Source organism: Marinobacter sp. S6332, from assembly GCF_023016045.1.
GTDB lineage: Bacteria > Pseudomonadota > Gammaproteobacteria > Pseudomonadales > Oleiphilaceae > Marinobacter.
In genome coordinates, this window is record NZ_JALKAP010000011.1 from 69,931 (window position 1) to 84,219 (window position 14,289).

Sequence of the window (14,289 nt, forward strand, 5' to 3'; positions counted from 1 at the left end):
AGGCTGTTGACCGCTGCTGCGTATACTCCCGCCATCAACCTAATAGGAGACACTGCTTTTATGAGATCCTCACTGCTTACCCGCGCTATCCGGCTGGCCACCTTGGCTGCTGTAGCTGCACCAGCCAGCGTTTTTGCTGGCGGTTTTTCTCTGAACGAGCAAAGTGCAAGTGCTATGGGCGTTGCGAACGCCGGAGCTGTTGCAAACCCGGAAAACGCGACCACCGTAATGTTCAACCCGGCTGGAATGAGTCAGCTCAAGGGCACAAATATTTCATTTGGTGCGGCTGTTCTGGACATCAAGGCTGAGGCTAAAAGCGCCAGTGCTACGAATACATTGGGTGGTCCCGTAAGTGGGGGAACTGGCGGTGATATTGCAGATCCAGCTTTTCTTCCCAATCTGTATCTGACTCATCAAGTTAACGATTCTATAGACGTTGGCCTTGGCATTCATGCGCCTTATGGTTTGGCTGCAGACTATGAGAATGATTTTGTAGGTCGCTATTTCGCGGATAAAACCGAGTTGACCGTTATTTCGTTTTCACCGGCAGTTTCTGTGAATAACGGACAGGGTCTCTCCATGGGTATTGGCTTGAACGTGATGTACGCCGAAGGACGTTTAACCAAATATCAGGATATTCGCGGCGCGTTGGTACAACAAGTTGGCCCAGCACAGGCTGGCCCTCTGGCAGATGCGTATGAAGCACAATTCGGAACCCCATACGCTGATATAGAAGGGGACGACATTGCCGTAACTTTCCGCGCAGGCTTCCTATACGAGTTGTCCCCAAGAACCCAGTTTGGTCTGACAGCCCAGACAGGTACCGAATTTGAGCTGAAAGGGGATGTCGAAATCAGCAATTTCCCTGCTCCTAGTGCCCAATCACCAATTGGTATAGCTCCGACAACCCTGACGGAAGATGTGCGTGTGCCTCTGGCAATTCCCGAGAGCATAACGCTGGGTGCGCGGCACCAGTTGAATGATTCATTTACGCTTCTTGCTGGTGCAAGTTATTCCAGATGGAGTCGTTTTGAGGAGCTGGATATTATTAGCCGTGAAGGCGGAGCAGGTCAGGTTTCCAGTGTAACTGGCAGCGAAATCATTACGCACATCACGGAAAAGTGGAAAAACACTTGGCAGTTTAATGTTGGCTCGATCTGGCAGGTAACCCCGGAGTGGGCACTGAAGGCCGGTTATGCTTGGGACGAGTCGCCTGTGGATAACTACCTGACTGCACGTATTCCATCGAGCGATCGTCACTGGCTGACTCTGGGTGGCCAGTGGAAGAGTGCCAATAACGGTTGGGCGGTTGATGCCGCTGTTGGGACATTGCTGTTTACAGATGACCCTAAGGTTGATGAATACTCTTACCTCCATGCTGTACCAAGCCAGAAGGATCCATCGGCTGGCGCGTCCAACTATAAAGGCGAGTACGAGTTAAGTGCTTGGAGCGCTTCGCTGCAAGTCAGCAAAGCCTTCTAAACCTTCGGTGGTGAAGTTGATCTAGCTATTAATAAAACGCCCGGCTGAGGTCCCTCACCGGGCGTTTTATATCTTAGTGGGCTTGATCCCAGTTGTCGCCGACGCCGGCTTCTACCAGAAGAGGCACAGCAAGCTGCGCTGCGCCGGACATGCGTTTAATTAGCCCGTCGCGAATCTCGCCTACGGCGTCTTCTTTGACTTCAAGAATCAATTCATCGTGTACTTGCATAGTCATGCGGGCTGTATCCGCATGTTCTGCAAGCAACCAATTTTCCACCTCAATCATCGCCAACTTGATAATGTCTGCGGCCGTGCCTTGCATGGGCGCGTTGATTGCTGTGCGCTCGGCGGCCTGCTGCAGCTGCTTGTTGCGGGCGTTGATTTCGGGCAGGTAAAGGCGGCGGCCAAAAAGGGTTTCAACAAAACCATCGTCATGGGCCTGTTTGCGGATGTTATCCATATACTGAAGAACGCCCGGGTAGCGCTCGAAATATCGATCTATGTACTGTTGCGCGACCTTGCGCTCCACATCCAGTTGGCGAGCAAGCCCAAACGCTGACATTCCGTAAATCAAACCGAAGTTAATGGCCTTGGCACTGCGGCGCTGATCGCTGCTCACTTCGCTTAAGGTAACGCCGAATACTTCCGCCGCTGTTGCTTTGTGTATGTCTTCACCTTTTTCAAAAGCTGTTAGCAGACCTTTATCGCCAGATAAGTGGGCCATGATTCGGAGTTCAATCTGGGAGTAGTCTGCCGCCAATAGTTTGTAGCCTTTCTCGGCAATAAATGCCTGCCGAATGCGACGGCCCTGCTCGGTGCGGATAGGGATATTCTGTAGGTTGGGCTCAGAGGAACTTAACCGGCCGGTGGCAGTTACCGCTTGATGGTAAGAAGTATGCACGCGCCCAGTGCGATGGTGGATAAGCTCTGGCAGAGTGTCGGTATAAGTGGACTTGAGCTTACTCAGGCTGCGATGTTCCAGAATCAGTCTGGGTAGTTCGTGTTCGTGGGCCAGTTCCTGCAATACTGGCTCCGCGGTAGACGGTGCGCCCTTGGGCGTTTTCTTGATGACCGGCAGCCCCATCTTCTCGTAAAAAATGACCTGTAACTGCTTGGGTGAGCCAAGGTTGAAGCTCTCGCCAGCTACTTGATGGGCCTCTTTTTCCAGCTCGGCCATACGCTCTGCCAGTTCCTGACTGTGTTGGCGTAATGTGCTTGCACTGATTAACGTACCGCGCTGCTCCATGCGCGACAATACCGGGACCAAAGGCAGGTCTATGTCTTCATAAACTGATTGCAGTTTGCCAACCTCTGCCAGTTGCGGGCGCAGAACCTGATGCAGACGCAAGGTAATGTCGGCATCTTCGGCCGCGTAAGGGCCGGCTTTCTCAAGGTCCAGCTGGTTGAAGGTAAGCTGTTTGGCGCCTTTACCGGCAATGGATTCAAACGTGATGGTTTCCTCACCCAGATAGTTTCGGGCAAGAGTGTCCATGTCATGGCGGGACGATACCGAGTTCAGTACATAAGACTCCACCATGGTGTCCTCAGCGATCCCTTCCAGACAGATATCGTGGTTTGCCAGCACGTTTTTGTCGTACTTAAGGTTTTGGCCAACTTTCCTTAGACTCGTGTCTTCCAGTAGTGGCTTGAGCTGGGCCAGAACATCGTCGCGATCAAGTTGCTCCGGTGCGCCCATATAGTCGTGACCAAAAGGCACGTAAGCGGCTTCGCCCGCTTCGATGGCAAAAGAGACGCCAACCACTTCGGCATTCATGTAGCGCAGGCTGGTTGTTTCCGTGTCAAAGGTGAACAACTCGGATTGTTTAAGCCTTGCGACCCACTCATCCAGATCTTTTTGGTCGGTGATTACGCTGTAGCGCTTTTCTTTAGGGGCTGGTGCCGATGCCGCTGTTTCGCTTTGGCGGCCAGAGGCTTTATGCTTGTTTTCTGTGGCGGTTTCCGAGGCTTTGGACTCTAGCTCAGCCGTCCAGCCCCGAAGCTCATATTCCCGGAAAAGCGCCAGTAGGTCCTCGTCATTCTGTTGTCTCTCTTGCAGGTCTTCCAAGCCGAAATCCAGTTCAACATCCATTTTGATGGTGGCTAGCTCCTGACTCATGGGCAGGGTTTCTAAGGCTTCTCTTAGATACTCGCCAATCTTGCCTTTGATCTCGCCTGCGTGTTCCATCACTCCGTCTAGGCTGTCGTAAGCTTCAAGCCACTTAACTGCGGTTTTTGGACCACATTTGTTGACGCCCGGAATGTTATCCACCTTGTCGCCAACCAATGCTAAATAATCAATGATCTGGTCGGGTCGCACCCCAAACTTTTCTACCACACCATCCCGATCCATGCGGGTTTCGGTCATGGTATTGATCAGGGTTACATGGTCGCTAACCAGCTGAGCCATATCCTTATCGCCCGTTGAAACCACCACATCAATGCCCTTGCTAGTGGCTTCGTTGGCCAGCGTACCAATAACATCATCTGCCTCTACGCCTTCTACAATCAGCAGGGGCAAGCCCATAGCTTTTACCATCTGATGGATCGGCTCAATTTGAATGGCCAGGTCCTCCGGCATGGGCGGTCGATTCGCCTTATAGTCTTCGTACAAATCGTGGCGGAAGGTTTTGCCCTTGGCATCGAACACCACTACCAGTTTGGAGCCCGGGAAGTCTTGCTCCAAGCGCCGAATCATCGCAATAACACCTTTGATGGCGCCAGTGGGATGGTTTTTGCTGGTGGTTAGCGGTGGAAGTGCATGATAAGCACGGAATAAATAGGACGAGCCGTCCACAAGCACCACGGGTGGGGTCTTTTGTTCAGTCATGTCAGCAGGAGTCCGGATTGTGATTGAAGCTAGGGTTGGCTTATGCAACTCTGTACTTAATTTGATGATCAAAAGGGTATCACGAAAATGAAACGAATCGCCTGTTCCGCACTTCTGCTTGTTTACGGCTTTGGCCCAGCGTTGGCACAGGATAGTGGTGCTCTAGATGAGGCTATTGTTGAAACACCCAAAGAGCCGGTTGTGGTGTCTGACTACCAGCCTTCAAGTGCTGGCCCACAGATTGTTATTCGGCCTGGCGACGATGAGGTTTTCTATGAGTATCGGGTCAATGGGAAGCTTGTGGAGATTAAAGTAGTGCCGGAAGTGGGGCTTGAATACTATCTGGTGCCCGCAGATGGCGGCGGCTGGATACGCGAGACCGATTCCGACATGCTGGTTCCCAGCTGGATTTTGTTTCGTTGGTGAGTGTAAGTCAGCGCTTGGCCTGAGCCGCGGAATTACCTATATGTCGAGTGCTGGTGCTTTTCGCTTTTAGTATGAACATTCTAATTTTTCTCCGTAGCCTTGGATACAGAATCAGAGAGAGGCGTTTACCTTCGCGCTGATTAAGCAGGCCAAACCGCGATCAGCAGTAGTGAGGGGAAGGTCTGAAATAACTTCCGTAAACCAAGGAGAATTGACATGGGTAAACTTAAAACTTATCAGCAGCAGCTTCAGGAAATCGTAGAGAAGGGCATCAACGCAGCTGAAGAGCAGCAGAAGAAGCTTGCAGCTAAGCCGTTCGACTACGCTGAAAAGATCGAGTCTGAAGCTCGTGAGTACAGCGTCAAGACCCTGCGCAAGCGTTACAACGGTTACAGCGACAGCCTTTTTGGCCAGCTGCGCACCTTGAACAGCCGTTTTGGCAACTTTGCTGGCGATCTTGTAGCCAAGCTTGAGAAAGAAGCCGCTGAAGGTGCAGATGCCGTTTCCGAAGCAGCAGACGACGTGTCTGAAGCAGCTCAAGATGCAAAGAAGTCTGTAACAGCTAAGAAGCCAGCAGCTAGCAAGACCACTGCAAAGAAGAAAGCAGCTGCATCAGCCTAATTTAAGCTGAAGTAGTGAGCCCGGCACAGAGCGTGTGCCGGCGCTGAAACAAAAGGGGCGCCAAGTTTAGTTTTGGTGCCCTTTTTTGATTGTAAGCGGCACTTCTGACGATTTTGATTACAGCCCATTACTCAGAAGGGTTGGCTGGCTCCAGTGATAGTGTGCGGGTCTCTCCGGTGACTTCTTCCAGACGTTTGATGTCTTTCTCGTACGTTTGTTTCAGAGACTCAATTTCTTGAGCTTGCCACGAAATCTCCCGCTCAATATCGCGAATTTGGGATTCAAGGCGGCGAATTTTTTCTAGGGTTGCATCCGGTATTTTCTGGCCTGTGCGCTCCATATTCGCGGCACGGCTTTGCTCGCTATCCAGTTGGCTGGATATAACAGAGATATTGCCTCGTTTAAGTTGAATCAGCCCTTGCAGTTCGCCCAGTTTGCGATGCATGGCCTTGATGGCTTGATCCGGATGACTGAAGCGTTTCAAAAGCCGCGTGTCTTTTTCGCGCTGAATAGCAAGCTTTTCCTGACGTTGCTTTTCGGCCTCGCGCGCGGCAATTTCCTCGTCTGTTGGTGCTGGGGGAATGACTTCAACCACGCGCCCGTTTGAATTCAGGATGTCGTAGCCGCGTTTGGTCGCTGGTTGAGGAATGGTGTTGCTGATTACGACTCGGCCTTCTTCGTCCGTGTAGCGGTACATGCCAGCTTCTGCTTGGGTTGTTATGCCCAGCGAAAGCAAGAGTGCAGTGGCAGCAGCTGAAAATACGGTAAGGCGCTTGTGCATCAGTCAGACTCCGTAGCGTTCCCGGTAGCTGGCAACCTTGGCGGCATGGCCAGAAAACTCCGGGTTGGTTTTAAGATAGTCTAAAACCTGTTCCAGGCGGATAATACTGACCACCGGAATGCCAAATTCGCTTTCTACTTCCTGTATTGCGGAAAGCTCGCCATTGCCTCGCTCCTGTCTATCAAGAGCGATCAATACACCGGCAGGCTCGGCACCCGAGGCGCGAATAAGGTCGATGGATTCGCGAATGGCTGTGCCTGCTGTAATGACATCATCAACGATTAGCACTTTACCTTGCAACGGGGCACCAACAATATTACCGCCTTCGCCGTGATCTTTCTTTTCTTTACGGTTAAAGGCAAATGGCTTGCTGTTGCCGTCTTTGGCGAGAGCCATAGCCGTCACTGTTGCCAGCGGAATGCCCTTATAGGCAGGTCCGAATATGATGTCATAATCGAGACCGCTGCGGTCGATGGCGGCCGCGTAGGCTTGGCTGAGCTGCAATAGGTCGTCTCCGGTGTTAAAGAGCCCAGCATTGAAGAAGTATGGGCTAGTGCGACCGGATTTGAGTGTAAAGTCACCAAAACGAAGTACATTGCGACGGATGGCGAATTCGATAAATTTTTGCTGATAGTCGTGCATGGCAAGGCTTCTGGCGGGTGTGGATCTTTTAATAACGCGTAAAAACGGTATCATACACACAAACCGAATCAGGGAACACGTATGCGGGTAGTATCAATCAGCGTCAACGGTCTTGCTCAGGCTGTTGAGAAAGGTTTCTTCGACTGGCTGGCCGAGCAGGATGCGGACGTTGTCTGTGTTCAGGATCACCGTATGCGTGCTTATGAGATTGAAGATAACAATCTCATCCCAGAAGGGTATGAAGCCTATTTCATTGATGGCGAAAAAAATGAGGACGGCGGTGTAGGAATTTACACACGGCATTTCCCTAAAGCCATTATGTACGGGTTTGCGAATGAGTCGGCGGATCGTGAAGGGCGTTTCATTCAGGCCGATTTTGACAAGGTTTCGGTTGCCTCGGTATTGGCTCCCTGCGCTCTTGGGCGTGAGGAAGAGTTGATTAGCGAGGATGACTTGACGGTTCTCGACCATAAAGATGACTTTATGGATGCTTTTGGTCTGCATATGCAGAAAACTCTGCGTAAGCGTCGCCAATTTATTTTTGGTGCCAACCTGCAGTCAGCCCATCATGTGACGGATGCGAGCCCGCTTTATCATAAGTTTGATTTTTCAGGGTTTTTGCCCCACGAGCGTGCTTGGCTGGATCGCTTATTTGATGAGATGGGCTGCGTGGATGCGTTCCGTGATATCAATAAGCAGAGCAATCAATTTACTTGGTGGCCGGAGCAGACCGAGGGTTCGCGAAAGAAGGCGGGCATTCGGGTGGATTATCAGTTGATGACACCGGGTATTCGCAAGACCATTAGAGATGGCTGGATTGATAGCACTACCCGTTTTTCGGATCACGCTCCGGTGATTATGGATTACGATATAGAGATTGGTATTTGAGCTAGGCTGTCGCGTGTCCGGAGGGGGAGACCTTTCCGGAACACGCTACAAGCACATCCTTGTGCGCTCGACTCCGGCCGTCCTTGGCCGGAGACGGTCCCGGAAAGGTCTCCCCCTCCGAACCCGCTAAATTTTCCTAGCCTTCCAGTGCTTCTTTCTGCAGTGCAAACAACTTCTCAATACCCTGTTTAGCCAGTCCCAGCATGCTATCCAGTTCTTCCTGAACAAACGGCGCAGCTTCTGCAGTTCCTTGAATTTCGATGAAACCACCCTGATCGGTCATGATCACGTTCATGTCGGTTTCGGCTTCGGAGTCTTCCGGGTAATCCAGGTCAACCACTGGTGTTCCTTTGTAAATGCCGACAGATACGGCTGCAATCATTTGCTTCAGTGGTGATTTCTTCAGGCGTTTAGTTTCAACTAAGTGGTTTAGGGCATCTACCAAAGCCACGCAACCGCCAGTGATGGCTGCGGTGCGGGTACCGCCGTCGGCCTGGATTACGTCACAGTCTATAGTGATCGTGTGTTCACCCAGAGCTTTCATGTCGACAGCAGCGCGTAGAGAGCGGCCAATCAAGCGTTGGATTTCGACGGTGCGGCCTCCTTGTTTACCACGGGCGGCTTCGCGGCCCATGCGGCTGCCGGTTGAGCGGGGCAGCATTCCGTATTCTGCGGTAATCCAGCCCTTACCTTCGCCGCGTAGGAAGGGAGGTACTTTGTTTTCCACAGACGCAGTGCAGATAACTTTGGTGTCTCCGAATTCCACCAGCACGGAGCCTTCGGCGTGGCGAGTGTAGTTTCGAGTAATGCGAATGTCTCTAGGCTGTTCTGGCGTTCTGCCGCTTGGACGCATAGTGATTCCTGATCGTTTATATGAGTGTCCGGGTGCTTGGCTCCCGGTCGGATTGGCGTTTGGAAGCCGCGAAGTGTAACACGTTGGGCGCAGGTACCGGTGAGCCGGTAACGGCGGGTGTGTTGTTTGCGGTGGTGGTCGCGGCAAGTGATCGCGGCCTGTTAGACTCGGGCTATGCATAGAATGATTGCGCCCACTAACAAAAGCTGGAGCTCCCTATGATTAAAAGTATGACGGCCTTTGCCCGCAAGGATGTTCAAGATAATCAGGTAACCTTGACCTGCGAGATTCGTACAGTCAATCACCGGTATCTGGAACCCTCCTTTCGGTTGCCAGACGCCTTGCGAGAGCTTGAAAACCCGTTTCGGGAAGAGCTGCGAAAGCAGTTGAAGCGAGGCAAGGTGGATGTGTCGATTCGTTTGCAGTCCGCTGAGTCGGGTGTTGCAGGCTTTGAGATTAACGAGGATGTAGCCCACGCAGTCAACGAGGCTGCAAACCATGTTAATCGGATGTTGGACAACCCGGCGCATATCAATGCCTTAGATATTCTGCGTTGGCCCGGAGTCTTGTCGGTGCCAGAACAAGATTACAGCTCGGCGCGGGAAGCTGGCCTGAGCCTGTTCAGGCAAACGGTTGCGGAGTTGACCGTTGTTCGTGAGCGGGAGGGCGAGCGTTTGCGCCCATTATTTGACGAGCGGCTAGCACAGATGAAAGCCTTGGTGGCGACCGTTCGCGAGGGGATGCCCGGGTTATTAAAAGCACAGGAAGAGCACATTCGTGAGCGTTTTCAAAAGGCCAGAGTGGAGCTGGACCCGGAGCGAGTGGCTCAGGAAATGGTCATGCTGGCACAAAAAAGCGATGTAGCAGAAGAATTAGACAGGTTGAATGCACATATTAATGAGGTGACAGACACCCTCAAGCGCGATGAGGCCATTGGTCGCCGGCTGGACTTTCTGATGCAGGAGCTGAACCGGGAAGCCAATACCCTGAGCAGCAAAAGCATTGATGCTGGCGTAACCCGTGCGGCGGTTGATCTAAAGGTGCTGATAGAGCAGGTGCGTGAGCAAGTTCAAAATATCGAGTGAAGCTAAATGCTGGAAAGATCCACTGGAAGGAGCGCAACATGAAAACAATAACATCAACACTTACAGCAACAATAATTGCGGGAGCCATGGCTTGTTCCGCATCAGTGCAAGCCGCCGAGGATGTGGTCATTGTGTATGACGCATCGGGGTCAATGTGGGGGCAGATTGATGGTGTCAGTAAGGTTGAGATTGCCCGCGAGGTAATGGGCGATCTAATCACCAAGTGGCCAGACGACACTAACCTAGGTCTGGTTGCCTATGGCCATCGTCGAAAAGGCGATTGTAGTGATATTGAAACATTGATTGCCCCTGCTCCATTGGACAAATCAGGCTTTATTCAAACGATAAATAACATTCGCCCCAACGGAAAAACGCCCATTTCAGCCTCGTTGCAACATGCGGCAGATTTGATGTCCTATCGCGATAGTCAGGCGACGATTGTTTTAATCTCTGATGGGTTGGAGACCTGCCATGCTGATCCATGCGCGCTTTCAGCAGAGCTTGCCAAACAGGGTGTGAAGCTGACCACCCATGTGGTTGGCTTTGATTTAGAAACAGAAGCCCATGCCAATTTATCCTGCATTGCGGAGAATGCCGGTGGTCTGTTTGTGCCTGCCAACAATGCCGCGGAGTTGCACGATGCGCTGGCTCAAGTACAAAGTGCCGTGGCAGCGCCGCCTCCGGAGGTGGATATATTTGGCCCCGAGCAGGTTGAAACCGGCGCCACCTTTGATGTTAGCTGGAGCACCCCCGTTAACGAGAGGGACTTTATTAATTTAGTGCCCGTTGGAGCGGATAAGGACAGTCTTGAGAATTATATTCGTACCGAAAACAAGACCGAAGGTCGCTTAACTGCCCCTGGCGAGCCAGGTCTGTACGAGCTTCGTTATGTGCTGGAGGCGGGTAAAAAAACCTTGGCCAGCACTCCCGTCGAGGTGGTGCGCGCTGAAACAAGTGTGTCGGGCCCTGAAAAGGTCACAGTTGGCGCCACCTTTGACGTTAGCTGGAGCACCCCCGTTAACGACAAGGACTTTATTAATTTAGTGCCCGTTGGAGCCGGTGAGGGCAGTCTTGGAAATTATATCCGCACCAAAAATAAGATGGAGGGCAGCTTAACTGCTCCCGGCGAGCCAGGTCTGTATGAGCTTCGCTACATGCTGGAGGCTGGTAGAAAAACTTTGGCCAGCAGCCCCGTGGAAGTAGTAAGTGCTGAAATAGAGATCAGCGGTCCCGATATCGCCCGGGCACAAACCGATGTCGATGTGACATGGTCGGGCACTGTAAACACTCGCGATTTTATTGTTCTGGTGCCCTTTGGGGCGGATGAAGGCAGTCTTGGCACTTATATTCGCGCTAAAAACAAGACGGAAGGTCGCTTAGAGGCCCCCGATGAGCCCGGTTTGTATGAGCTGCGTTATGTACTGGAGGTGGGTAGAAAAACTCTGGCCACGGCACCTCTAGAAGTTGTAAGCGCCGATACGCCTCTGAACGGTAGCGTTGATCTTGTTGTGCCATCGAAAGCCAGCAAAGGGGAGGTTATCACCATTGAATGGGCCGGGACTGCAGACAGCTCTGATCAGCGAATGTCTTTGGCTCGTAAAGACCAGCCTGATTTTAGTTGGATTTCTGTACAGTCTGTTGCTGAAGAAAAAGTGATGGAACTCATCATGCCCGATGAAGCAGGAATTTACGAAATCCGGTTTTTGGACGTGGCTGGCCGAAAGCTACTCGATCGCAAAGCAATCGAGGTTGAATGAGTATAAACGCCGAATCTACGGGTTCGGTGAACAGCTCTTTCACTGTTGGCCAGCGGTCACCCGGTGAATTAACCGCTCAGCAGTAGGCGCTAGCGCCATCAGGGACTTGCCATCCTTTTCAGTAATCTCATAAAGAATGAGTTCGTTTATTCCTGCCACCAGCGCCATGCTCATCAGTAGGCTAAGTGGTTGCAGCGTGTTGTCATTGGCTCGCTGCAGCTCAACCTGCTTCTGTAGAAACAGAGCGAACTGCTCCGCTACTCTACGGCGCATTTGCACCCCGGCCTCGCCCAGCGCTGCGAGATCAATATACAACGCCCGCATCAAATGGGGCTTGGATTCTATAAACAGCAAATAGGCTTGAGTAATATCCCAAACCAAGGTCGGCCAAGTCTTATCGGGCGAAATAGCCCGAAGAACTGCAACCATCATGTCCTTACTGGTGTGCTCGGCAAGTGCCATCAGGCAGTCGTCTTTGCTTGTGAAAAGTTCATAGAAGGTACGCCGGGATACTCGTGCAGCCGCCGCTATGTCAGCCAGAGTAATCTCGCGGTAGCTTTTGTTTTCAAGTGCTTGCGCAAGGCCGTTGAGTAGACGGACATGGTAGGTAGTTTCAGCCGTCATATGTCATGTCCAGTGGGGTGCCACGCTTTTTAGTATTACCTAAAAGTGTAAGATTAAAGTTGGTACGGAATAGTACCAAAAAAACCTGCGTATTGGTAAGCTGGTACTGTGTCGTACCAAAGCGCCGTGCCAAAAGCGTCGTGCCAAAAAACAATATCGTATCGAAACAATCGACGATTGAGGGTCTAAGTGTATGAATCTTCAACAACTGCCGTCACGCCACGGCATTGATAGAGCGGAAGCCGAGAGAATTGCCAAGCCCTTATTGTGGCTGATCCATGACCGCAAGGCGGCGATTCCCGATGAGAACCAGTGGCAGCATTTGGGAGAAGCCCTGATGAAGGGTGATCCCGTTGCGGACGATTTAGCACGATGGGTTCGTGGTGACGGTGGCGGTGCGGCCTTTGCTCAGTTCAAGAAAATAGTGGACTCGGGAGATTTCGATCAGGAGGGTCTGGCACCGCCGTTGCGCGCATTCTTTGATGAGGTTAAACAACCCCCCGAGTGGGTAGACTGGGAACGGCTGGAAAGAGGTGCTCGAGCCTCTTCTATTTCCGGACAAACGGGCATGCGGGTATTGCGTGATCTCGGATTGATGGCGGGTTATCAGGCCCGAGGCATCAACCAGACGCTGATTATGACTGGCGCCTTGGAGAAGGGCGTGTCGCGTCGAGTTGCGGAGACTGCCAAATGGTGGCTGGACTGCTCGACTCCGGGGGGCATGGAGCCCGGAGCTGAAGGTTTCAAGACAACGCTACGGGTTCGATTGATTCACGCCATGGTTCGTGAACAGCTTCTGGCAAACCCTGAGTGGGATACGTCCATGTGGGGTCTCCCGGTTAACCAGCTTGACATGCAAGCAACCTATCTGGCGTTTTCCGTATCCTTCCTCTTTGGTCAAAAACTGATGGGCACTCTTATCAGTCGTCAGGATGCAGAAGACGTCATGCATTTATGGCGTTACATCGGTTGGCTCATGGGAGTTGATGAATCGCTGCTGTGTAAGTCTGAGCAGGAAGGCAGAATTGCCCTTTACCAGAATGTTATAAGTCAGGCTACAGGGGATGAGAACAGTCGCAAGCTTGGTCGCTCGCTGATGGACGAGCCGCTTGGAAGACGCTATCCGAGGTTTGGCAAGTTCCGGGGCCAATGGGAGCGCCAAGTTCATCTGAGCATGACTCGGTTGTTTGTTGGTGGAAAAGGAATGGATGCGCTCGGTTTGCCGAAAACGTCATTGCCATGGTATCCAGCCCTGTTTGCACCTTTGAACGCCATCTGGACCACCGGCCATAGAATATTGCCTGGTGGCCGTGAGCGGTTGGTGCGGAAGGGCAGTAAGGCACAACGAACGCAACTGCACACCTTGTTTGGAGAGGACGTGCCAGAGATCACCAGCGGTGTTCAGTTTGGCTGATCGGAACTGCGAGTATGCACTTTGCGCTATCACAGGGATTGGCTGTCAGGCTACTCCCGGTGGTAGCCCGCGGCTGGCCCTTCTGCGTTCCCCGCTACAAGAGGCGGGGCAACTACCAAGTCGTTGAGAAGGCTTGCGGTAATCCTGCCAAATGCCTGATAATCAGGTGTCATATTATCCCTTCGTAAATCATTATCCCGGTTGCCGATCAGAGGTCTCCGACAGTTCTGATCAGGGGACGGAATTCACTCGCATGGCTAATGTTCAATGACCGGCGTACAGCTACATATTCTCGAGACTGCCCTCAAGCACTTCGCTGATACAGGTGAGCAGAATATTTCGGTAAGTGACTTGTCGCGAACGGCGAAAATTGCGCGTGGCACCATCTATAATAACTTCGATGATGTTACCAATCTGTTCCCCATGGTGACGGAGCAAGTCTGTAGTCGCTTTGAAAAGGAAGCGCGGGAGTCGATTGCCAAAGTTGAGAACCCTAGAGTCGCTTTGAGTGTGCTGCTTGGTCTTTTCCTGAGGTATGCACACGAGCTGCCAGAGCACGGCCGTTTTCTGATCCGGTTTGCGCCATACGTCGGGCGGCTGCGTGATATCTGGAGTAATCTGCCCTATGAGGTTCTGCGTAGTGCTATTGAGGAGGGGCAGCTGCCGCTTTCAAGGGATCAGGCCGTTTATTATTTGCAGTTACTCGCAGGTTCGACTTACGGGTTCATGACGCTCGTCGTTGAAGGGCAAAAAAGTTGGAGGGAGGCAGCAGAGGCGTTAAGCCTGATGGTGTTGGCTGCATGTGGTTTGCCCCAGAAGGACGCCAAGAATGATGCCCGCGAGGCGCTGGAAATATTGACGGCCTCCGCAGAGGCCGTCTGAAAGCCGT

The 14,289-nt window shown here is 52.1% G+C and carries 14 protein-coding genes; 9 read left to right on the forward strand and 5 right to left on the reverse strand.

The features are described from left to right. Positions 1–60: 60 nt before the first annotated feature. Complete coding sequence (locus MWU62_RS15000) at positions 61–1,482, forward strand: outer membrane protein transport protein (RefSeq protein ID WP_247115651.1); 1,422 nt, start codon at positions 61–63, stop codon at positions 1,480–1,482. 73 nt (positions 1,483–1,555) lie between these two features. Here the strand turns inward: MWU62_RS15000 and polA are convergent, their stop codons facing one another. Continuing rightward, a complete protein-coding gene (polA, locus tag MWU62_RS15005; RefSeq protein WP_247115652.1) occupies positions 1,556–4,309 on the reverse strand; it encodes a DNA polymerase I in 2,754 nt (917 codons plus the stop codon). 87 nt (positions 4,310–4,396) lie between these two features. Between polA and MWU62_RS15010 the strand changes: the two genes are divergently transcribed. After that, positions 4,397–4,735, forward strand: coding sequence for a DUF2782 domain-containing protein (locus MWU62_RS15010; RefSeq protein WP_247115653.1), 339 nt, complete (start codon positions 4,397–4,399; stop codon positions 4,733–4,735). A gap of 216 nt (positions 4,736–4,951) precedes the next feature. After that, the gene (locus MWU62_RS15015) at positions 4,952–5,356 is read left to right on the forward strand and encodes a hypothetical protein (RefSeq protein ID WP_247115654.1); all 405 of its coding nucleotides are present in this window, start codon (positions 4,952–4,954) and stop codon (positions 5,354–5,356) included. 127 nt (positions 5,357–5,483) lie between these two features. Here MWU62_RS15015 and MWU62_RS15020 read toward each other — a convergent pair whose 3' ends face one another. Then, positions 5,484–6,137: a DUF4124 domain-containing protein gene (locus tag MWU62_RS15020; RefSeq protein ID WP_247115655.1), complete on the reverse strand. Its 654-nt coding sequence runs from the start codon at positions 6,135–6,137 to the stop codon at positions 5,484–5,486. A gap of 3 nt (positions 6,138–6,140) precedes the next feature. Then, a complete protein-coding gene (gene pyrE, locus MWU62_RS15025; protein WP_247115656.1) occupies positions 6,141–6,779 on the reverse strand; it encodes an orotate phosphoribosyltransferase in 639 nt (212 codons plus the stop codon). A gap of 81 nt (positions 6,780–6,860) precedes the next feature. On the opposite strand from pyrE, the gene MWU62_RS15030 reads away from it, so the two are divergent. Next, entirely contained in the window at positions 6,861–7,667 is an 807-nt protein-coding gene (locus MWU62_RS15030) for an exodeoxyribonuclease III (protein WP_247115657.1), read from the forward strand. 136 nt (positions 7,668–7,803) lie between these two features. Here the strand turns inward: MWU62_RS15030 and rph are convergent, their stop codons facing one another. Beyond that, on the reverse strand, positions 7,804–8,520 hold the full coding sequence (rph, locus tag MWU62_RS15035; protein ID WP_247115658.1) for a ribonuclease PH: 717 nt from the start codon (positions 8,518–8,520) through the stop codon (positions 7,804–7,806). A gap of 20 nt (positions 8,521–8,540) precedes the next feature. On the opposite strand from rph, the gene MWU62_RS15040 reads away from it, so the two are divergent. Genes MWU62_RS15040 through MWU62_RS15050 form a run of 3 tightly spaced genes read left to right on the forward strand, consistent with a single transcriptional unit; the run spans position 8,541 to position 11,362 of the window. After that, positions 8,541–8,702, forward strand: coding sequence for a hypothetical protein (locus tag MWU62_RS15040; protein WP_247115659.1), 162 nt, complete (start codon positions 8,541–8,543; stop codon positions 8,700–8,702). Between the two features lie 36 nt (positions 8,703–8,738). Then, positions 8,739–9,605, forward strand: coding sequence for a YicC/YloC family endoribonuclease (locus MWU62_RS15045; RefSeq protein ID WP_247115660.1), 867 nt, complete (start codon positions 8,739–8,741; stop codon positions 9,603–9,605). Positions 9,606–9,643: 38 nt separating this feature from the next. Next, positions 9,644–11,362: a VWA domain-containing protein gene (locus MWU62_RS15050; protein ID WP_247115661.1), complete on the forward strand. Its 1,719-nt coding sequence runs from the start codon at positions 9,644–9,646 to the stop codon at positions 11,360–11,362. A gap of 39 nt (positions 11,363–11,401) precedes the next feature. Here the strand turns inward: MWU62_RS15050 and MWU62_RS15055 are convergent, their stop codons facing one another. After that, a complete protein-coding gene (locus MWU62_RS15055) occupies positions 11,402–11,986 on the reverse strand; it encodes a TetR/AcrR family transcriptional regulator (RefSeq protein WP_247115662.1) in 585 nt (194 codons plus the stop codon). A 193-nt stretch (positions 11,987–12,179) separates the two neighbouring features. Between MWU62_RS15055 and MWU62_RS15060 the strand changes: the two genes are divergently transcribed. Next, on the forward strand, positions 12,180–13,400 hold the full coding sequence (locus MWU62_RS15060) for an oxygenase MpaB family protein (RefSeq protein ID WP_247115663.1): 1,221 nt from the start codon (positions 12,180–12,182) through the stop codon (positions 13,398–13,400). A gap of 267 nt (positions 13,401–13,667) precedes the next feature. Further along, positions 13,668–14,282 carry a TetR/AcrR family transcriptional regulator gene (locus MWU62_RS15065; RefSeq protein ID WP_247115664.1) on the forward strand — a complete coding sequence of 205 codons (615 nt, stop codon included), beginning with the start codon at positions 13,668–13,670 and terminating at the stop codon, positions 14,280–14,282. Positions 14,283–14,289 lie beyond the last annotated feature (7 nt).